The sequence below is a fragment of the Stenotrophomonas sp. 22LJNL06-5-1 genome (genome assembly GCF_056861455.1).
In genome coordinates, this window is sequence record NZ_JBSPUE010000001.1 from 989,456 (window position 1) to 1,009,057 (window position 19,602).

At 66.1% G+C, this 19,602-nt stretch carries 18 protein-coding genes; 11 read left to right on the forward strand and 7 right to left on the reverse strand.

The window, feature by feature from the left end:
* The first annotated feature begins 2 nt into the window (after positions 1-2).
* Positions 3-929, forward strand: a complete 927-nt coding sequence (locus tag AC13GF_RS04615) for an MlaD family protein (protein ID WP_033835489.1) — start codon at positions 3-5, stop codon at positions 927-929.
* Entirely contained in the window at positions 926-1,567 is a 642-nt protein-coding gene (locus AC13GF_RS04620) for an ABC-type transport auxiliary lipoprotein family protein (protein WP_483003468.1), read from the forward strand. Before AC13GF_RS04615 ends, AC13GF_RS04620 begins: the two co-directional genes overlap by 4 nt.
* 4 nt (positions 1,568-1,571) lie before the next feature.
* On the opposite strand, the gene AC13GF_RS04625 is transcribed toward AC13GF_RS04620, so the two are convergent.
* The 3 genes from AC13GF_RS04625 to AC13GF_RS04635 are packed head-to-tail and all read right to left on the reverse strand — an operon-like array spanning position 1,572 to position 3,573.
* Entirely contained in the window at positions 1,572-2,159 is a 588-nt protein-coding gene (locus AC13GF_RS04625; RefSeq protein WP_483003470.1) for an alpha-ketoglutarate-dependent dioxygenase AlkB family protein, read from the reverse strand.
* A gap of 48 nt (positions 2,160-2,207) precedes the next feature.
* Positions 2,208-2,840, reverse strand: a complete 633-nt coding sequence (locus AC13GF_RS04630; RefSeq protein WP_483003472.1) for a CoA transferase subunit B — start codon at positions 2,838-2,840, stop codon at positions 2,208-2,210.
* A gap of 1 nt (position 2,841) precedes the next feature.
* Positions 2,842-3,573, reverse strand: coding sequence for a CoA transferase subunit A (locus tag AC13GF_RS04635; protein ID WP_019660976.1), 732 nt, complete (start codon positions 3,571-3,573; stop codon positions 2,842-2,844).
* Between the two features lie 158 nt (positions 3,574-3,731).
* Here AC13GF_RS04635 and AC13GF_RS04640 point away from each other — a divergent pair, with 158 nt between their 5' ends.
* The 3 genes from AC13GF_RS04640 (at position 3,732) to AC13GF_RS04650 (ending at position 9,222) form a co-directional block, all read left to right on the forward strand.
* Positions 3,732-6,362 carry a DEAD/DEAH box helicase gene (locus AC13GF_RS04640; RefSeq protein WP_483003474.1) on the forward strand — a complete coding sequence of 877 codons (2,631 nt, stop codon included), beginning with the start codon at positions 3,732-3,734 and terminating at the stop codon, positions 6,360-6,362.
* A gap of 97 nt (positions 6,363-6,459) precedes the next feature.
* Complete coding sequence (locus AC13GF_RS04645) at positions 6,460-7,806, forward strand: phosphohexomutase domain-containing protein (RefSeq protein WP_483003476.1); 1,347 nt, start codon at positions 6,460-6,462, stop codon at positions 7,804-7,806.
* Between the two features lie 12 nt (positions 7,807-7,818).
* Positions 7,819-9,222: a mannose-1-phosphate guanylyltransferase/mannose-6-phosphate isomerase gene (locus AC13GF_RS04650; RefSeq protein WP_483003478.1), complete on the forward strand. Its 1,404-nt coding sequence runs from the start codon at positions 7,819-7,821 to the stop codon at positions 9,220-9,222.
* Positions 9,223-9,320: 98 nt separating this feature from the next.
* Here the strand turns inward: AC13GF_RS04650 and rfbD are convergent, their stop codons facing one another.
* Genes rfbD through rfbB form a run of 4 tightly spaced genes read right to left on the reverse strand, consistent with a single transcriptional unit; the run spans position 9,321 to position 12,722 of the window.
* The gene (rfbD, locus tag AC13GF_RS04655) at positions 9,321-10,214 is read right to left on the reverse strand and encodes a dTDP-4-dehydrorhamnose reductase (RefSeq protein ID WP_483003480.1); all 894 of its coding nucleotides are present in this window, start codon (positions 10,212-10,214) and stop codon (positions 9,321-9,323) included.
* Entirely contained in the window at positions 10,211-10,768 is a 558-nt protein-coding gene (rfbC, locus tag AC13GF_RS04660) for a dTDP-4-dehydrorhamnose 3,5-epimerase (RefSeq protein ID WP_483003482.1), read from the reverse strand. Before rfbC ends, rfbD begins: the two co-directional genes overlap by 4 nt.
* Positions 10,765-11,652: a glucose-1-phosphate thymidylyltransferase RfbA gene (gene rfbA / locus AC13GF_RS04665; protein WP_180865376.1), complete on the reverse strand. Its 888-nt coding sequence runs from the start codon at positions 11,650-11,652 to the stop codon at positions 10,765-10,767. The genes rfbC and rfbA overlap by 4 nt, the downstream gene beginning before the upstream one ends.
* Positions 11,653-11,666: 14 nt before the next feature.
* Positions 11,667-12,722, reverse strand: coding sequence for a dTDP-glucose 4,6-dehydratase (rfbB, locus tag AC13GF_RS04670; protein ID WP_180865377.1), 1,056 nt, complete (start codon positions 12,720-12,722; stop codon positions 11,667-11,669).
* A gap of 264 nt (positions 12,723-12,986) precedes the next feature.
* Between rfbB and AC13GF_RS04675 the strand changes: the two genes are divergently transcribed.
* The 6 genes from AC13GF_RS04675 to AC13GF_RS04700 all read left to right on the forward strand — a co-directional run bounded on the left by AC13GF_RS04675 (position 12,987) and on the right by AC13GF_RS04700 (position 19,600).
* Positions 12,987-13,733 (forward strand): electron transfer flavoprotein subunit beta/FixA family protein, encoded by a 747-nt coding sequence (locus AC13GF_RS04675; RefSeq protein ID WP_171953810.1) that lies wholly within the window; start codon positions 12,987-12,989, stop codon positions 13,731-13,733.
* Positions 13,733-14,674, forward strand: a complete 942-nt coding sequence (locus tag AC13GF_RS04680; RefSeq protein ID WP_483003485.1) for an electron transfer flavoprotein subunit alpha/FixB family protein — start codon at positions 13,733-13,735, stop codon at positions 14,672-14,674. The genes AC13GF_RS04675 and AC13GF_RS04680 overlap by 1 nt, the downstream gene beginning before the upstream one ends.
* 203 nt (positions 14,675-14,877) lie before the next feature.
* Positions 14,878-17,397 carry an LTA synthase family protein gene (locus tag AC13GF_RS04685; protein WP_483003487.1) on the forward strand — a complete coding sequence of 840 codons (2,520 nt, stop codon included), beginning with the start codon at positions 14,878-14,880 and terminating at the stop codon, positions 17,395-17,397.
* A gap of 219 nt (positions 17,398-17,616) precedes the next feature.
* A complete protein-coding gene (locus AC13GF_RS04690; protein ID WP_483003489.1) occupies positions 17,617-18,600 on the forward strand; it encodes a glycosyltransferase family 2 protein in 984 nt (327 codons plus the stop codon).
* Complete coding sequence (locus AC13GF_RS04695; RefSeq protein ID WP_483003491.1) at positions 18,597-19,355, forward strand: GNAT family N-acetyltransferase; 759 nt, start codon at positions 18,597-18,599, stop codon at positions 19,353-19,355. The genes AC13GF_RS04690 and AC13GF_RS04695 overlap by 4 nt, the downstream gene beginning before the upstream one ends.
* A complete protein-coding gene (locus AC13GF_RS04700; RefSeq protein ID WP_010480664.1) occupies positions 19,352-19,600 on the forward strand; it encodes an acyl carrier protein in 249 nt (82 codons plus the stop codon). Before AC13GF_RS04695 ends, AC13GF_RS04700 begins: the two co-directional genes overlap by 4 nt.
* Positions 19,601-19,602 lie beyond the last annotated feature (2 nt).

A 19,602-nucleotide genomic window follows, 5' to 3' on the forward strand; every position in this document is an offset into this window, starting at 1 on the left:
CCATGGAAACCAAAGCCAACTACGTGCTGATCGGCGCGTTCACCCTGATCACCGGCCTGGCCCTGCTGGCCTTCGGCCTGTGGGCGGCCAAGTATTCCTCCGACCGCACCTGGCAGGAATACCGCGTGGTGTTCCGCGAGGCGGTGACCGGCCTGTCGGTGGGCAGCCCGGTGCAGTACAACGGCATCGCGGTGGGTTCGATCATCGAACTGAACCTGGTGCCGGACGACCCGCGCCAGGTGGTCGCACGCATCCGCCTGAACTCGACCACCCCGGTCAAGACCGATACCCGTGCCAAGCTGGCGATCACCAGCCTGACCGGCCCGTCGATCATCCAGCTCAGCGGCGGCACGCCGCAGTCGCCGGCACTGACCACGGTCAACAAGGACCCGGCGCCGATCATTCCGACCACGCCGTCGGCGCTGCAGAACATCACCGACGTCGCCAACCGCATCGTCGAGCGCATGGATCAGATCCTCAGCGACCGCAACGTGGCCTCGATCAACGCGACACTGGCCAACCTGGAGACCATCAGCGGCGGCCTGGCCGACCGTGACCAGGGTACCCAGGCGCTGCTGCTCAGCGCACGCGATGCCGCCCGCAGCCTGGACACCACGCTGAAGACCACCAACGGCACCATCGAGCGCCTGGACAAGAATCTGGTGCAGCAGCTGCCGGGCATCATCGACAAGCTCGACGGCACCCTGGCCAAGCTGGATTCGGCCGCCGGCAACGCCGATTCGATCCTTGGCGAGAACCGTGCCGCGATCAACAGCTTCGCCAACGATGGCCTTGGCCAGCTGGGCCCGACGCTGACCGAGCTGCGCGGCCTGATCCGCGACCTGCGCCGGGTCAGCGACCGCCTCGAGAACAACCCCGCGCGCTACCTGCTGGGCCGCGACGCACCGAAGGAGTTCGAACCCAAATGAGCCCGACCACCCTTCCGCGCCTGCTGCTGGCCGCTTCGATGGTCACCCTGCTGGGCGGCTGCTCCATCCTTGGCAGCAGCGAGAAAACCGCAGTGACGCTGTACTCGCCCTCGGTGCAGGTGAAGGCCGACCCGGCGTGGCCGCAGGCCAGCTGGCAGCTGGTACTGGCCAAGCCCAGCGCCGCGCGCATGGTCGACAGCCCGCGCATCAACGTGCGGCCGACGCCGTCGCAGCTGGAGATCTACAAGGGGGCCAGCTGGGCACAGCCGGCCACCGACATGATCGAGGACACCCTGCTGCGCGGCTTCGAGGATTCCGGCCGCATCCGCGGCGTGGCCCGCAGCACCGCTGGCATCCGCGCTGACTACAAGCTGTCCACCGACGTGCGCCGCTTCGAATCGGACTACCAGGGCCAGGCCACGCCAACGGTGGTGATCGAGGTCAACGCCAAGCTGATCCATGTCGCCGACCAGCGCGTGGTGGCCGACCGCACGTTCCGCCAGGCGCAGCCGGTCGGCAGTACCGACGTGCCGGCGGTGACCGCCGCCTTCGAACGTGGCCTGCAGCAGCTGGCACAGGAGATGGTGGGCTGGACGCTGGCAAGCGGGCAGGCCGACCAGCCGACCATCGCGCGCTGACCGATCAGCGCGGTGTAATCCAGCGGAACGTCAGGTTGATCCGTTCGTCCTGCACCCGCGCCATCTTTGGCAGCGCGTGCTGATAGAACTGCTGCGTCTGCCCCGCCATCACCAGCAGATCGCCATGGCCGAGCAGGTATTCGGCCTTCCGCGCCGGGTCATCGCGCCGGCGCAGCAGGAAGCGGCGCGCCGCGCCCAGGCTCAGCGAAGCAATCACCGGGGCCGCCCCCAGCTCCGGCTCGTCATCGCTGTGCCAGCCCATGTAATCACCGCCGCCGCGATAGCGGTTCAGCAGCACGCTGTTGAAGCGGCCGAGGCCCTCCGCCTGCTGGCGCTCACGCATGGCCTGCAACGCGGGTGGCCAGGGGTGCGGCACGAATTCAGCCCCGGAATAGCGGTAGCGCGCCTGCGGATCGCCGATCCAGCAGCTCAGTCGCGGCGAATCCACCCAGTTGCCGAACATGCGGATGCGATGGACCTCCCAGGGGACTTCGGCCTGCAAGGTCAGCAGCAATGCATCCGCGGCGCCCGCCGGCAACCAGCCCGGCACCTGCTGGACATCGGCGTCGGGCAGATCGTGGGGGAAAAGCATGGTGCTCCCTGAAAATGGGGCGTCCCTGAGCCGGGCCGCCCCGGGCCTTCAACCGCGAACGAACACCACGCCGGTCTTTTCCTTCAGCTCTTCATCACTGACACCCGGCGCCGCCTCCACCAGCTGCAGACCGGCATCGGTGACGTCGAACACAGCGAGGTCGGTGATGATGCGATCGACCACGCCCACGCCGGTCAGCGGCAGCGTGCATTCGGCCAGGATCTTGTGCTCGCCGTTCTTGGCGGTGTGCTCCATCAACACCACCACACGCTGCACGCCGGCGACCAGATCCATCGCGCCGCCCATGCCCTTGACCATCTTGCCGGGCACCATCCAGTTGGCCAGGTCGCCCTTGTCGGTGACCTGCATGGCGCCGAGGATGGCCAGGTTCACATGGCCGCCGCGGATCATCGCGAAGCTGTCGTGGCTGCCGAAGTAGCTGGCACCGGCACGCGCGGTGACGGTCTGCTTGCCGGCATTGATCAGGTCGGCATCGACTTCGGCTTCGGTCGGGAACGGGCCGATGCCGAGCAGGCCATTTTCCGACTGCAGCCACACGTCCACGCCCTCGGGGATATGGTTGGCGACCAGGGTCGGCAGGCCGATGCCCAGGTTCACATAGGCGCCATCGGTCAGTTCCTGAGCGGCACGTGCCGCCATCTCATCGCGGGTCCACGCCATGTCAGTTGCCCTCCGCGCGGATGGTGCGCTGTTCGATGCGCTTTTCAGGATGCGCGTTGTGCACGATGCGGTGCACGTAGATGCCCGGCAGGTGCACCTGGTCCGGATCAATCGCGCCGACCGGCACCACCTCCTCCACTTCCACGATGCAGACCTTGCCGGCCATCGCGCAGGCCGGATTGAAGTTGCGCGCGGTCTTGCGGAACACCAGGTTGCCCGCTTCGTCGGCCTTCCACGCCTTGACCAGCGCCACGTCGGCGCGCAGCGCGGTCTCCATCACGTAGTGCTTGCCATCGAACTCGCGGGTTTCCTTGCCCTCGGCCACCACAGTGCCGTAGCCGGTGGCAGTGAAGAACGCCGGGATGCCCGCGCCGCCGGCACGCAGGCGCTCGGCCAGGGTGCCCTGCGGGTTGAATTCCAGCTCGAGCTCGCCGGCCAGGAACTGCCGCTCGAACTCCTTGTTCTCGCCCACGTAGGACGAAATCATCTTCTTGATCTGCCGGGTTTCCAGCAGCTGGCCCAGGCCGAAACCATCAACGCCGGCATTGTTGGAGATCACGGTCAGGCCCTTGGCACCACTGTCGCGCAACGCGGCGATCAATGCCTCGGGAATGCCACACAGGCCGAAGCCGCCCACGGCCAGCGTCTGGCCATCGGCGACCACCCCTTGCAGGGCCTCCGCCGCACTGGCGAAGCGCTTGCTGCGCTTGCCGGTGGAAGTCGATTGCTGCATTGCTGTACTACCCTGCACGTTGAGGATGACCGCATTCTAGCTGGAGGGCGGCGAAGGGCCTGGATGCGCCGCAGCATTGCACGGGCATCGCACGAGGTTCCGTAGAATGCCCGGTTCCCCTGCCAATGGCCGGCCCCGTGCCCGGTCCACCCTCGTTGATGGCCCATACCTACACCGAAGAAGACCTGCTCCGCTGGATGGACGGCCGGACGCTGGAAATGAGCGATCATTGCCTGTCGGAAGTCCACAGCATGCGTCTGTTCGGTGACATGCTGGTCGCTGAGGTAAAGATCTCGGCCAAGTACTCCTACCGGGTGGAGATCGACCTGGCCGCCAGCCTCCGCCCTCCGCACAGCCTGCTGCGGAACCGGTGTTCCTGCCCGCTCGGCCACGACTGCATGCACGTGGCGGCCGTGCTGGCGCAGATGCTGCAGCAGATCGACCATACGCCCCCCATGCCCGACGACAGCAGCACGCTGCCAACGCTGCAGATCCGTTCGATGACGCCCGTCCTGCGCCTGCACACGGTCGAGTTCCGTCCGCCGTGGCTCGGCCCCCGCGACCCTTCGCAATGGGCCGATATCGCGACCGTGGCCTTCGAATACGACGAGCACGTGCGGTTCCTGGATGATCCGAGCCTGTTCGCCCACGATCCGGAGGGCCAGCTCGCCCTGCTGCCCCGTGACCTGGGTGAGGAATCACGACGTGAGGCCGAGCTGCGCACGGTGGGACTGCATCGCGACACTGACCCGCGGGCGCCATTGGACGGCGCTGGCCCGCAGTTCCAGCTGCGTACCCATGACTGGACACGGTTCCTGCTGGATGACGTGCCGCGCCTGGAAGCCCTGGGCTGGAAGGTGGAGACGGACGACGATTTCCGCCATCGCATCACCCGGGTGGATGAGATTGGCCTGGACATCCAGGCCGACCCGGCGGATGCGGGCTGGTTCAACCTGGGCCTGGACATCCAGGTGGAAGGCCGCAACGTGTCGATGGTTCCGCTGCTGCAGCAGGTGCTGCAGTCCGATCCCCGCTGGATGCGTGGCCAGCTGGACGCCATCGGCGATGACGAGAACATCCTGTTGATGGCAGGCGACAACACCCGCCTGGCACTGCGGGCCGCACGACTGAAGCCGATCATGGCCCTGCTGGCGGACCTGTTCGCCCAGCGCGGCGCGCCGCTGCGCTTGTCAGCGCTTGACCGTGGCCGCCTGCAGGCGCTGCGGGACACGGCGCGCCTGCAGTTCCGGGGGCGCAAGGATACCCAGGCGCTGGTGCAGCGCCTGATGCAGGCACCCGCACTGGGCGAAGTGCCGCCACCGGCGGGGCTGGTGGCGACACTGCGTCCCTATCAGCGTGAAGGCCTGTCATGGCTGCAGTACCTGCGCCAGCAGGGTCTGGGCGGGGTGCTGGCCGATGACATGGGGCTGGGCAAGACCCTGCAGACACTGGCGCATCTGCTGCTCGAGAAGGAAAGTGACCGCCTGGACCGGCCGGCGCTGCTGGTGGTGCCGACCTCGCTGCTGCACAACTGGCAGAGCGAAGCCGCACGCTTCGCTCCGGGCCTGCGCGTGCTGATCCTGCACGGACCGGCGCGCGAAGCACTGTTCGAGGCCATCCCCGAGCACGATCTTGTGCTGACCACGTACCCACTGCTGTGGCGCGACGAGCAGGCGCTGCAGGCACATGCCTACCATCTGCTGATTCTGGATGAAGCCCAGCAGGTGAAGAATCCGAAGTCTCGCGCGGCCATCACCCTGCGCACGCTGCAGGCCCGCCATCGCCTGTGCCTGACCGGTACGCCGCTGGAAAACCATCTGGGCGAGCTGTGGACGCAATTCGATTTCCTGCTGCCCGGCCTGCTCGGCAGCGAGAAGCAGTTCAACCAGCATTGGCGCCATCCGATCGAACGTGGCAGCGACCACCGTCGCGCCACGTTGCTGGCGCAGCGTCTGCGTCCCTTCATCCTGCGCCGTCGCAAGGACCAGGTCGCGTCAGAGCTTCCGCCCAAGACCCTCATTACCCGCGCGGTGGAAATGGAGGGCGGGCAGCGTGATCTCTATGAAGCCGTGCGTGCAGCGATGGAAAAGCAGGTGCGCGAGGCGATCAGCGGCAGCGGGCTGGCGCGCAGCCATATCGTGGTGCTGGATGCCTTGCTGAAGCTGCGCCAGGTCTGCTGTGATCCGCGCCTGCTGCCGGGCGACGCCCCGGCACGCAATGCCGGCTCGGCCAAGCTGGAGCTGCTGCGCGACATGCTGCCGTCAATGGTCGAGGAAGGCCGGCGGATCCTGGTGTTCTCGCAGTTCACCGGCATGCTGGCACTGATCGCGCAGGCGCTTGAGGACCTGGGGCTGGCCTATGTGACCCTGACCGGCGACACCCAGGACCGGGTCACGCCGGTGCAGCGCTTCATGCAGGGCGAGGTACCGGTGTTCCTGATCAGCCTGAAGGCAGGTGGCGTCGGGTTGAACCTGACCGCCGCCGACACCGTCATCCACTTCGACCCCTGGTGGAACCCGGCGGCCGAAAACCAGGCCAGTGACCGTGCCCATCGCATCGGCCAGCAGCAGCCGGTGTTCGTCTACCGGCTGATCGCCGCAGGCAGCATCGAAGAACGGATCGCCGAGCTGCAGGAACGCAAGGCCACGCTGGCCGACTCGATTCTGGGAGGGGGCGGCGCTACGGGGCCACGTTTCAGCGAGGAGGACGTGCAGGCGCTGCTGGCGCCGTTGCCGGGCCTGCCCGGCAAACGTTCCCGTAAAGCGGGCAAACGGTCGACGCGAACCTGACCCGCGAACGCCAGTCAGGTGGCGTTCCCCGATGGAAACGATTCCCATACGGGACTGGGACTACAATTGAGGGCTGAGCTCACAAAGGATCTGATCGATGCCCCTGCCCGCCTTCAAGGCCTACGATATCCGCGGCCGCGTGCCGGAAGAACTGAACGAAGACCTGGCCCGTCGCATCGGCGTCGCCCTGGCCGCGCAGCTCGCTCCCGGTCCGGTGGTCCTCGGCCACGATGTGCGCCTGACCAGCCCGGCGCTGCAGGATGCGCTGGCCGCAGGCCTGCGTGGCACCGGCCGCGAGGTGATCGACATCGGCCTGTGCGGTACCGAAGAGGTCTACTTCCAGACCGATCACCTCGGCGCAGCCGGCGGCGTGATGGTGACCGCCAGCCACAACCCGATGGACTACAACGGGATGAAGCTGGTCAAGGAGAATGCTCGACCGATCAGTTCCGATACCGGCCTGTTCGCAATCTCCGACGCCGTCGCCGTCGATACGTCCGAGGCCCAGCCGCCACGCGCCGGGCAGACCGCCCAGCATGACAAGAGCGCCTACATCCAGCACCTGCTCAGCTATGTCGATGCCAGCAAGCTCACACCGCTGAAGCTGGTGGTGAATGCCGGCAACGGCGGTGCGGGCGCCATCGTCGACCTGCTGGCACCGCACCTGCCGTTCGAGTTCATCCGCATCTGCCACGAACCCGATGGCAACTTCCCCAACGGCATCCCCAATCCGCTGCTGCCGGAGAACCGCGCGGCTACCGCCGACGCCGTCCGCGAGCACGGTGCGGACTTCGGCATTGCCTGGGACGGTGACTTCGATCGCTGCTTCTTCTTCGACCATACCGGCCGTTTTATCGAGGGCTATTACCTGGTCGGCCTGCTGGCCAAGGCCATCCTGGCACGCAATCCCGGCGGCAAGGTCGTGCATGACCCGCGCCTGGTCTGGAACACCGTGGAGATGGTGGAGCAGGCGGGCGGCGTACCGGTGCTGTGCAAGAGCGGCCATGCCTTCATCAAGGAAAAGATGCGCGCCGAGGATGCGGTGTATGGCGGCGAGATGAGCGCCCACCACTACTTCCGCGAATTCGCCTATGCCGACTCCGGCATGATTCCGTGGCTGCTGATCGCGCAGCTGATCTCCGAGAGTGGCCGCTCGCTGGCCGACTGGGTCGAAGACCGCATGGCGGCCTATCCATGCAGTGGCGAGATCAACTTCAAGGTGGCCGATGCCAAGGCTGCGGTAGCACGCGTGATGGAGCACTTCGCCGCGCAGTCGCCGGCGCTGGACCATACCGATGGCATCAGCGCCGACTTCGGCGACTGGCGCTTCAACCTGCGCAGCTCCAACACCGAGCCGCTGCTGCGACTGAACGTCGAAGCCCGCGGCGATGCATCGCTGATGCAGGCGCGCACCGACGAAATCTCCACTCTTCTGCAGCAGTAAGCGAGGACGACCATGAGCAACATCCAGCCCGTCATCCTCTCCGGTGGTTCCGGCACCCGCCTGTGGCCACTGTCGCGCGAGGCGTATCCAAAACAGTTCCTGCCGCTGGCCGGGGACCTGACGATGCTGCAGGCCACCTGGCAGCGTGTCGCCCCTATTGCCGCGCACGGCCCACTGGTGATCGCCAATGAAGAGCACCGGTTCGTGGCCGCCGAACAGCTGCAGCAGGTCGGTGCAGCGGCGGCAGCGATCATCCTGGAACCAGTCGGTCGGAACACCGCTCCGGCCATCGCGGTTGCAGCACTGGAAGCCACCCGCGCGGGCGCCGATGCGCTGCTGCTGGTGCTGCCCTCAGACCATGTGATCACCGATGAGGCGGCCTTCCGCGCGGCCGTGCAGGCTGCGGCCAGTGCTGCCGAAGCCGGCAAGCTGGTGACCTTCGGCATCGTGCCGACCGGACCGGAAACCGGCTACGGCTATATCAAGGCCGCCAATGGGCAGGGCCTGCGTGCGGTCGAGCGCTTTGTCGAAAAGCCCGACCTGGAGACGGCCAGCGGTTACGTCAGCAGCGGCCAGTACTACTGGAACAGCGGCATGTTCCTGTTCAAGGCCTCGCGCTACCTGCAGGAGCTGGAGCGCTTCCAGCCCGACATGCTGGCCGGCAGCCGCCAGGCCTGGCAGCAGGCCCGTCGCGATTCGGATTTTACCCGTCTGGACAAGGACGCCTTCGCAGCGGTTCCTTCCGACTCCATCGACTACGCGGTGATGGAAAAGACCGCGGACGCCGTGGTGATTCCGCTGGACGCGGGCTGGAACGATGTCGGCTCGTGGACAGCGCTGCGCGATGTCTCGCAGCAGGACGGCGACGGCAACGCCCACCAGGGTGATGTGATTGCCATCGACTGCCGCAACACCTATGCCTATGCACAGCGCCTGGTGGCACTGGTCGGCCTGGACGATGTGATCGTGGTCGAGACGGACGATGCCGTGCTGGTCGGCAAGGCCGACCGCATGCAGGAGGTCAAGACCGTGGTGGCGCAGCTGAAAGCCGAAGGCCGCAGCGAGGCCACCTGGCATCGCAAGGTCTACCGCCCGTGGGGCGCGTACGATTCGATCGACAACGGCGAGCGTTTCCAGGTCAAGCGCATCACGGTCAAGCCCGGCGGCACGCTCAGCCTGCAGATGCATCACCATCGCGCCGAGCACTGGATCGTGGTCAGCGGCACCGCCGAGGTGACCCGCGGCGACGAAGTGATCCTGCTCAGCGAGAACCAGAGCACCTACATTCCGCTGGGCGTGACCCACCGCCTGCGCAACCCGGGGAAGCTGCCGCTGGAACTGATCGAAGTGCAGTCCGGCAGCTACCTCGGCGAGGATGACATCGTGCGGTTCGAGGACACGTACGGGCGTAGTTGATCCGACGCCCTGCGGCGGATGCCGACCGGTGGTCGGGGTGGGTGCCGACCGTTGGTCGGGGTGGGTGCCGACCGTTGGTCGGCACGTCGCCTACCGGGTCAGGCAAACTCCGCCATCACCCGCTTCAACCCGTCCTGCCATGCCGGCAGGACGATGTTGAAATCCTGCTGCAGCCTGCGGTTGTCCAGCACCGACCAGGCCGGGCGCTTGGCCGGCGTCGGATACTCGGAACTGGGAATCGCCTCGACGGCCGGCGCCTTCGCCAACACCCCGGTAGCCAGCGCTTCGGCGAAGATCGCCTCGGCAAACCCATGCCAGCTGGTCTGGCCACTGGCCGTCAGATGCCACGTTCCAGACAAGTGGCCCGGATGCTGCAGCACCTGCGCGGTGACATCCGCGATCAACGCGGCCGGTGTCGGCGTGCCGACCTGATCGGCTACCACACGCAACTGGTCGCGCTCGGCGCCCACCCGCAGCATCGTGCGCAGGAAATTGGCGCCATGCGAGGCGTACACCCACGCCGTCCGGAAGATCAGATGACGACCGCCGGCAGCGCGCACGGCCTCTTCGCCATCACGCTTGCTGGTGCCGTACACACCCAGCGGCGCGGTCGGCTCGTCCTCGCGGTAGGGCGCACTGCCCTGGCCATCGAACACGTAGTCGGTGGAGTAATGCACGAACGGCACGCCATGGGCCGCGCACCAGCGCGCGATCACGCCCGGCGCCTGCGCATTGGCGGCGAAGGCCGCATCGGCATCCTGCTCGGCGCGATCGACTGCCGTGTACGCAGCGGCGTTCACCACCACCGATGGCTGCAGGCGATCCAGCAATGCCGGCAGGCCGTCGGGTTGGCCGAAATCAGCCACCTCGCAGGCACTTCCGTCGGGCAGTTGCCCGCTGCGGGTGGTCGCGACCACCTTGCCCAGCGGCGCCAGCGCGCGCAGCAGCTCCTGGCCGACCTGGCCGTTGCCGCCGAACACCAGAACGGTCATGGCACGTAGACCGGCAGGCGGTCTTCAGCAATGTCCTTCAGGAAGGGAGCGTTCTCGTCCTTGGACGACAGCATCGGCGCGCTGATCGGCCAATCCACGGCGATGTCGGCATCGTTCCAGCGGATACCTGCATCGGCTTCCTTGACGTAGACATCCGTGCACAGATAACTGAACAACGCGCGCTCGGAGAGTACGGCAAAGCCATGGGCGAAGCCTTCCGGAATCCAGAACTGCTTCCGGTTTTCAGCGCTCAGCACCACCGCCTCCCACTGGCCGAAGGTCGGCGAGCCACGGCGGATGTCGACCGCAACGTCGTACACCTCACCTTCCAGCACGCTGACCAGCTTGCCCTGCGGGCGCGGCCACTGGTAATGCAGGCCGCGCAGCACGCCCTGCGCCGACGTCGATACGTTGCTCTGCACGAAACGGTCCGGCAGGCCCAGCGCGGCGAAGCGCTCAGCATTCCAGGTTTCAAAGAAGTAACCGCGGGCATCGCCGAACACGGCCGGCTCGATCACCACGCAGCCGGGCAACTTGGTTTCAATCACTTTCACGGAACGACTCCACGCAGTGCGAGCGTGTGCAGGTACTGGCCGTAGCCATTCTTGATCAGCGGTGCGGCCAGCGCTTCCAGCTGCTCGGCGTTGATCCAGCCCTTGCCGAAGGCGATTTCCTCCGGGCAGCAAACCTGCAGCCCCTGCCGGGTCTGGATGGTCTCGATGAAGTTGGACGCTTCCAGCAGCGACTGGTGGGTACCGGTATCGAGCCAGGCATAGCCGCGGCCGAGCGCTTCCAGGTGCAGGTTGCCCTCGGCCAGGTAGCGCTTGTTGAGATCGGTGATCTCCAGCTCGCCGCGCGGCGACGGCTTCAGCTCGGCCGCGTAATCGCTGGCCTTGCCGTCGTAGAAATACAGGCCGGTCACCGCGTAGTTGGAACGCGGTTTCTCCGGCTTCTCGACCAGGTCGATCACCTTGCCGGTCTTGTCGAACTCGGCCACGCCGTAACGCTCCGGGTCATTCACCCAATAACCGAACACAGTGGCGCCGTCCACGCGCTCGTCCGCGCGCTTGAGCACCTCGCGCAGGCCATGGCCATGGAAGATGTTGTCACCCAGCACCAGGCAGCTCGGCTTGCCGGCCACGAAGTCGCGGCCGATCAGGTAGGCCTGGGCCAGCCCATCCGGGCTCGGCTGCACCGCATACTGGATGTCCATGCCCCACTGCGAACCGTCGCCCAGCAACTGCTGGAACAGCGCCTGCTCGTGCGGGGTGTTGATGATCAGCACTTCACGGATGCCCGCCAGCATCAGCACGCTGAGCGGGTAGTAGATCATCGGCTTGTCGTACACCGGCAGCAGCTGCTTGCTGACGCCCTTGGTGATCGGATACAGGCGGGTGCCGGAACCGCCGGCGAGGATGATGCCCTTACGTTGCGTCATGTTCTCTCCCGGCTTCAGGCGGCAGTGCCGATGCGCTGCAGGCGGTAGCTGCCGTCGAGCACGCCATTGACCCACTCCTGGTTGTCCAGGTACCAGTCGACGGTGAAGGTGATGCCCTGCTCAAAGGTGTAGGCCGGCTCCCAGCCCAGGTCGTTCTTCAGCTTGGAGGCATCGATCGCGTAGCGGCGGTCGTGGCCGGGGCGATCGGTGACGTAGGTGATCTGACTGCTGCGCGGCTGGCCATCCGCACGTGGGCGGCGCTGGTCCAGCAGTGCACAGATCGCCTGCACCACTTCGATGTTCTGCTTTTCCGAGTTGCCGCCCACGTTGTAGGTCTCGCCCACTTGGCCCTTGGCCAGCACGGTGCGGATCGCCTCGCAGTGATCGGACACGAACAGCCAGTCGCGCACCTGCTTGCCGTCGCCATACACCGGCAGCGGCTCGCCGGCCAGCGCCTTGGCGATCACCAGCGGGATCAGCTTCTCGGGGAAGTGGTACGGGCCGTAGTTGTTGGAGCAGTTGGTGGTCAGCACCGGCAACCCGTAGGTGTGGTGGAACGCACGCACCAGATGGTCCGACGCGGCCTTCGACGCCGAGTACGGCGAATTGGGCGCATACGGAGTGGTTTCGCTGAACTTGCCGGTCTCGCCCAGGGTGCCGTACACCTCGTCGGTGGACACGTGCAGGAAGCGGAAGGCCGCGCCCTGTTCTGCCGGCAGCGCCTTCCAGTAGTCACGGACCGCTTCCAGCAGGCCCAGAGTGCCCACCACGTTGGTCTGGATGAAAGCGCCCGGGCCGTCGATGGAGCGGTCCACGTGGCTCTCGGCGGCGAAATTCAGCACAGCGTCAGGCTGATGCTCGGCCAGCAGGCGGGTGACCAGATCACGGTCGCCGATGTCGCCCTGCACGAATACGTGATCCGGGTTGCCGTCCAGGCTGGACAGGGTCTTCAGGTTGCCGGCGTAGGTCAGCACGTCGAGGTTGACGACCTTGATGCCGCGGGCGACGGCTTCAAGAACGAAGTTACCGCCAATGAATCCGGCGCCGCCGGTGACAAGCCATGTGGGCACTACCTGTTCTCCTGATGGTGATTCGTGGGTCGGGCCTTCATGGCCGCGACAATGCAACGTTGAAGGATACAACGGGCTTCCCGCATCGGGCGATCACGCAGGTGAACCCCGCTCGACTGGATTGCTGCGGCGCAGCAGGTGATGCGAAGGACCATACGCATTCGCATGGTCCCATCAAGCCAGCTAGAATCGGGGTCCCACCCCCGAACCGGTTGCTGTTCCAGGACCGGACGTTCTCCCTGTTACTGAAGGACCCCGTACCAGATGAAAATCCTCGTCGCGTACAAGCGCGTGGTGGACTACAACGTCCGCATTCAGGTCAAGCCGGACGGTTCCGGCGTGGTCACCGACGGCGTCAAGCTGTCCCCCAACCCCTTCGATGAAATCGCCCTGGAAGAAGCCCTGCGCCTGCGCGACAAGGGCATCGCCAGCGAAGTCGTGGTTGCCACCATCGCCCCGGCCGACGCCCAGGCGCACCTGCGTAACGGCCTGGCCATGGGCGCCAACCGCGCCATCCATGTCGTAACCGACCAGGCCATCCAGCCGCTGACCGCGTCGCGCACCCTGCTCAAGCTGATCGAGAAGGAACAGCCGGACCTGGTGATCCTCGGCAAGCAGGCCATTGACGACGACGCCAACCAGACCGGCCAGATGCTGGCCACGATCTGGGGCCGCCCGCAGGCCACCTTCGCCAGCAAGCTCGAGATTGCCGATGGCAAGGCCACAGTGACCCGCGAGGTCGACGCCGGCCTGGAAACGCTGGAAGTGGACCTGCCGGCGGTGGTCACCACCGACCTGCGCCTGAACGAGCCGCGCTTCATCAAGCTGCCGGACATCATGAAGGCCAAGGCCAAGCCGCTGGAGACCCTGCAGCTGGCCGACCTCGGCGTTGAAGCTGCCGACACCTTCAAGACCACCCAGTACGCCGCGCCGTCCAAGCGCAGCAAGGGTGTGATGGTCAAGGACGCGGCCGAACTGGTTGCCGCACTCAAGCAGAAGGGGCTGCTGTAATGAGCAAGATTCTCGTCATCGCCGAGCACCACGACGGCAAGCTCAACGCCGCCACCGCCAAGACCGTCAGTGCCGCTGCCGCCATCAGCGGTGCCAGCATCGACGTGGTGGTGCTGGCCGCCGATCCGGCCGCCGTTGCCGCTGAGGCCGCGAAGATCGCTGGCGTCGCCAAGGTCCTGACCGTCGCCAACGCTGCCAACGCGCAGGCCATCGCCCAGGTGCTGGCGCCGCAGATCGCGCAGCTGGCCACGGGCTACACCCACGTGTTCGGCCCGTCGACCACCTTCGGCAAGGACCTGATGCCGTGCGTGGCCGCCCTGCTCGGCGTCAACCAGGTCTCCGACCTGATGAGCGTTGAAGGCAGCCACACCTTCAAGCGCCCGATCTACGCCGGCAACGCGATCATCACCGTGGAAGCCCCGGCCGACCAGATCGTGGTCGCCACCGTGCGTGCCGCCTCGTGGCCGGAAGCCGCCCAGGATGGCAATGCCGCCGTTGAAGCAGCCAGCGTTGACGCTGCCCTGCCGACCCACACCCGCTTCGTCGGCCTGGCCGCAGGTGCCAGCGACCGCCCGGACCTGCAGAGCGCCAAGCGCGTGGTCTCCGGTGGCCGTGGTGTCGGTTCGGAAGAGAACTTCAAGGTCATCTTCCAGCTGGCCGACAAGCTGGGTGCCGCCGTCGGTGCCTCGCGTGCGGCGGTCGATGCCGGTTACGTGCCCAGCGACCTGCAGGTCGGCCAGACGGGCAAGATCATCGCGCCGGAGCTGTATGTGGCCGTTGGCATCAGTGGTGCCATCCAGCATCTGACCGGCATCAAGGATGCCGGCACGATTGTCGCAATCAACAAGGACGGCGATGCGCCGATCTTCGAAATTGCGGATATCGGCCTGGTGGGGGATCTGTTTGCGATCCTGCCGGAACTGGAAGCCGCGCTGGGCTGATCCGCGCCTGATACCTGCAGGTTGCAAGGCCTGCAGGTATTCCATGCATTCCCTGGCCGGCGTTGCACTCGCGCCGGCGGCGTTGTTGTGCCTGTGCCGCACCGCGCGCGACAAGGTTTGGTACATAGCGGTACGCGCGTGGGGTTACCCAGCGCTGCGTTGCTGACCAGAATGTGTGCGTTTTCACGCGCTTGTCATATTTGATGAAATCAGGAGCAGGGGCGGCTGCCCGTTTGTTTGCCAAGGACCTGGCGGCCTCGTGGACGTACCTGCCGATTGCGCTGTTGGCCTGTGGGATAATGGCCGCGGTGGCGTGGATCGGCTTCGGATTCACCTACGGCGCCAGAGCGATCACTGCCACCGGGCTGCTTCTGGGGTGTGCGCTGTGGTTGCTGGGCCCTGGCCTGCGCAACCGCTGGTGGGGTGCGGCGCTGGCGGCCGGGCTGGCCAGCCTGCTGCTGGTCGGCAACGCCGCCAAGGTGGCAATGCTGCACGTCCCGCTGTCCATTGCAGATGCCCAGGCGCTACCAACCCTGCTTGCCACCCTGTCTGGTCGCCCCCTGCTGCTGGCGACGGTCCTCATTGCCGTGGCTGTCCTGCTGCCGCTGGCCAGCCTCCGTCCGCGCTGGCGCAGCCTGCTGACGCTGGCCGCGACAACCGCCTTTGTCGCCCTGCTGGCCACCACGGCCGACCTGCTGCGCCCGATTTCCCAGACCCTGCTGCCGGTGGGAATCGAAGAACTGAAGATGCCCAATGGCGAGATCGTGGAACTGCCGGGCCGCGAAGATCAGATCAGTCTGCTGCAGATACGCGGGCCGCTGCTGTACCTGCTTGAAGACTGGCGGGTGATGCGCGAGGACATCCGCAAGGTTCCCAGCGCCGCCGAGATCGATGCGCTGGCGCTGCAGGCATGGCGCCCGGGCAGTATCGACGTGCATCGCAACGTACACGTCGTGCTGCTCGAAAGCGTCTGGGACATCACCCTCCTGGACCGCTACCGCAGCTCCCGCAGCCCGCTCGACCCACGCTTCCTGGAATTGTGGGAAAGCGCCGGGCGGCCGTACGTGCTGTCCCCGGAAATGGGCGGCGCGACCGCCAACGCCGAATTCGAAGCGCTGTGTGGCCTGCCCGCCCCGCGCAACTCGGTCGCGTTCGTCAATCTGATGCGCAATCCCTCGCCGTGCCTGCCTGCAATGCTGGCGCGCTTGGGTTACCGCACGGTGGCCAGCCACGCCAACCTCGCCAGCAACTGGAACCGGGTACGCGCCTACGACAATGCCGGCTTCGATCTGTATCGACCGATCAGCGCTTTCGAACTGGATGATCTGGAAGGTGGGCTGCTGGCCGATGGTTCGTTCTTCCGGCAGAACCTGCAGTATCTGGATGAGAATCGGGCCGAGGGCCCGCTGTTCAATTACCTGGTGTCTCTGTCCTCGCACTGGGGGTTTGTGCGCAATACCGAACGCCGCCCCGATCTGGTGACGATCAGCCCGGCCGATGCGCCGGTGCTGCAGGCCTACGCCAATGCAGTGGCCTACACCACCAAGGCGTTCATGGACTGGGCCGAAGCCATCCTGGCCCGCGATCCGGACGCGCTGATCATTGCCTTCGGCGATCACTCGCCATCGCTCGACGTTGATCCGGACCCCTACACCGCCGTGAACAGTGCTGACAAGTCAGCCTTCGACAACCCGGCAACCCGGCGCCGGGTCGGCATCAGCCGCACACCGCTGTTGATCCTCGACGGCAGCCGCGGTGCCCTGCGCACGGGCACTGACATACCGATGTACGAACTGCCCGGCCTGATCGGCCAGCTGCTGGGCAACGCGGCCCTGCTGCCACAGTCGGCCCAGCGTGGCCCGATGACACTGCGCCCGTTCCGTGGGCACCTGCTTGCCGGCAACGACGGCAGCTGGACCGACTGCGCCGGCCGCGACAGTGCACCGCGCACCCCTACCTGCAATGCCGCCTGGAAGCAGTTCGACCAGTTGCGCGCCCTGCGCCAGGACATCGTCCTCGGTAATGGCCACTACCTGCGCGCGCAGCATGCCGAGGCGTTGAGCGTACCCCGCCTGGTTCCGATGGCGCTGGAAGCACGGCATGCCGACTGTGAGTTCGAGGTCGAACAGTGGGGCCCGCAGCAGGCCATGCCGGGACAGGGATTCAACCTGCAGCCCGACGGCTCCAGCGCCATGTGGTTTGCGATGAAGCATCTGCGCGGCACGCCCCAGGTGAAACTGGGCACTGTCGTCGGTGAGGCCAACGCGGGCGAACAGCTGCTGACAGCCGCCTTCGCCCCCGCCGCCATCGCCGGCCTTGCCGGCCCGACGCCGGTCACCCTGACCTGCCCCGGCCAGCCGCCGGTGCAGGTGGGCATGTTCGACGTTTCCCCCGGCCCGCAACCGGCTCCGCCTACGGCCGCCGACGCGTGCAGCTTCAGCGTTGACCAATGGGGCCCGCGTACGGGCACCGCAGCACAGGGCTTCAATCTGCAGCCCGACGGCAGCAGCGGTGTGTGGATCACCATGAAGCAGCTGCAGGGTCAGCCGCAGGTGCGTATCGGCACCGCCACCGGTGCCAGCGCGTATGGGAATCTGCTGGTCACTGCGGCCTTCAGCGATCCCGCGCTGTTCGCCAAGCCAGCCGCATTGCAGGTATCGATCGCCTGCCCGGGGCAGACCGCCGTGAAACTGGGCACCATCCAGCTTGAGGCCAACCACTGACACAGCTGTGCGGTACCTGAACGCGCGGCCCCGGCGCCTGTCGGGCAAAGATGAGGCGTCAACGGTGTGGGACAGCCGGTAAAGCTATAATCGGCGACTGCCGCCACTGATCGTCGCGCGGGCGGATGCCGGGGCACGCCAATGCCCGTGCATCGCGTCAGCGGCCGAGATGGGGACATTCACGTGCCGAGGCAGGGCGCCCAAGGATCCCTCTACGCCATGACAGAAGCGACGCCCTCTCCGCCGTGTGGTGGAGAACTCCCACTGGAAATCTCGGTCGTGGCGCCTGTCTATGGCTGCCAGGGATGCCTGGAAGATCTCGTGGACCAGGTCGAGGCCGCGATCGCAGCACTGGGCGTCAGCTTTGAAATGATCCTGGTCGACGACGCCAGCCCCGACGGCGCCTGGGCCCGGATCGCCGAACTGGCCGCTACCCGGCCCTGGCTGCGCGGCCTGCGCCTGTCGCGCAACTTTGGCCAGCATTCGGCCATTTCGGCCGGCATAGAACACACACGTGGTCGTTGGACGGTAGTGATGGACTGCGACCTGCAGGACGTTCCCCGCGAAATTCCCGCGTTGTACCGCAAGGCCAACGAAGAACAACTCGATGTTGTGTTCGCACAACGCCTGGAACGTCAGGACAAAGCGCTCAAGCGGTTGTCTTCGTGGGCCTTTTTCGGTCTGCTGGGTTGGCTCACCGGCGTACCGCAGGACCCCAGCACGGCCAACTTCGGCATCTACCATCGCAAGGTCATCAATGCGGTATGCAGGATGCCCGAACGCGACCGTTCGTTCCCGTTGATGGTCAAGTGGGCCGGCTTCCGTACCGGCAAGCTGCCGGTCCAGCACCAGGCCCGTACCGTGGGCGAAACCTCGTACACCCTGCGCAAGCTGCTCACCCTGTCGACCAACATTGCGCTGGGCTACTCGGAAAAGCCGCTGCGCATGGTGGCCGGCACCGGGATTGCCTGTTCGCTGGTCGCCTTCGTGCTGGTGGCGCTGAGCCTACTGCGCTGGTGGGACGGTGATATCGAAGTGGCCGGTTACACATCCATCATCGGCTCGGTGTGGCTGATCGGCGGCCTGGTGATGTTCTGCCTGGGCGTCGTCGGCCTGTATGTCGGCCAGGTGTTCCGCAATGTGCAGAAGCGCCCGTACTACATCGTCGCCGACGCGGTGAACGATGCACAGGAAGCCCGATGAACCTGCACATCGACAACGGCGAAGGACGGATCACCGCGCGCCTGACCCCCTGGGACGAGCGCGCCCTGGGCTTCGTCACCGCAGAGGTGACCGCACTGGACGTCGTCACCGCGGCACATGCAGCGCCATTGCTGGTCGAACTCGAGCGTTGGTGCGCCACCCACTCGGTGCACTACCTGTTCGGCCGCATCGATGCCACACAACCGGTGGCCAAGGCGGTCCTGCTCCAGCACGGATTCGCCTTCGTTGAGACCTCATTGACCGTTTCGCGCAGCGGCTTCGCCAACCTGCCTCAGGTTCCGCGCGGCATGCTGCCGACGCTGCGTCCCGCGACCGCTGGCGATGTGACCGAGCTGCGGCAGATTGCCGCCAGCGACTTCGCGCACGGCCGCTTCCTGGAAGATCCCGCCATCGATCCTCAGCGGGCCGCGTTACGCACCGCCAACTGGATCGAAGACATGGTTACCGGGGGCCTGGCCTACGTGGCCGAATCGCGCGGCCGCGTCATCGGCTTCCATGCCGAACGGGTTGCTGCAGACCGCAGCAACTGCGAACTGCTGTTGACCGGCGCTTCAGGCCCTTACGCCATGCTGGCCCTCCCGTTGTGGATCACCGCGCTCGAGTCGTTGGGCGCGCGTGGCATCCCGCACTGCACGACCCTCGTTTCCGCCGCGAATACGGGCATCATCAATCTGTATGCCCGGCTTGGCTTCCACTTCAACAGCACCCTGTTTGGGTTCAGGAAATTCCTATGAACGATACCGTTACCGAAGATCAGGTCGTTGCCGTATTCGCCCGCGTGCTGGGCATCGCCGCCGACAGCGTGAGCGACGATCTGCGTTACAACACCATCCCGCAGTGGGATTCGATCGCCCATATGTCGGTGGTCGCCGCACTGGAAGAAGCCTTTGGCGTGATGATCGACATGGATGAAGTGATCGACATGAGCTCGGTGGGCAAAGCGCGCGAAATCCTGCGCAAGCACGGCGCAGCCGTTTGAGC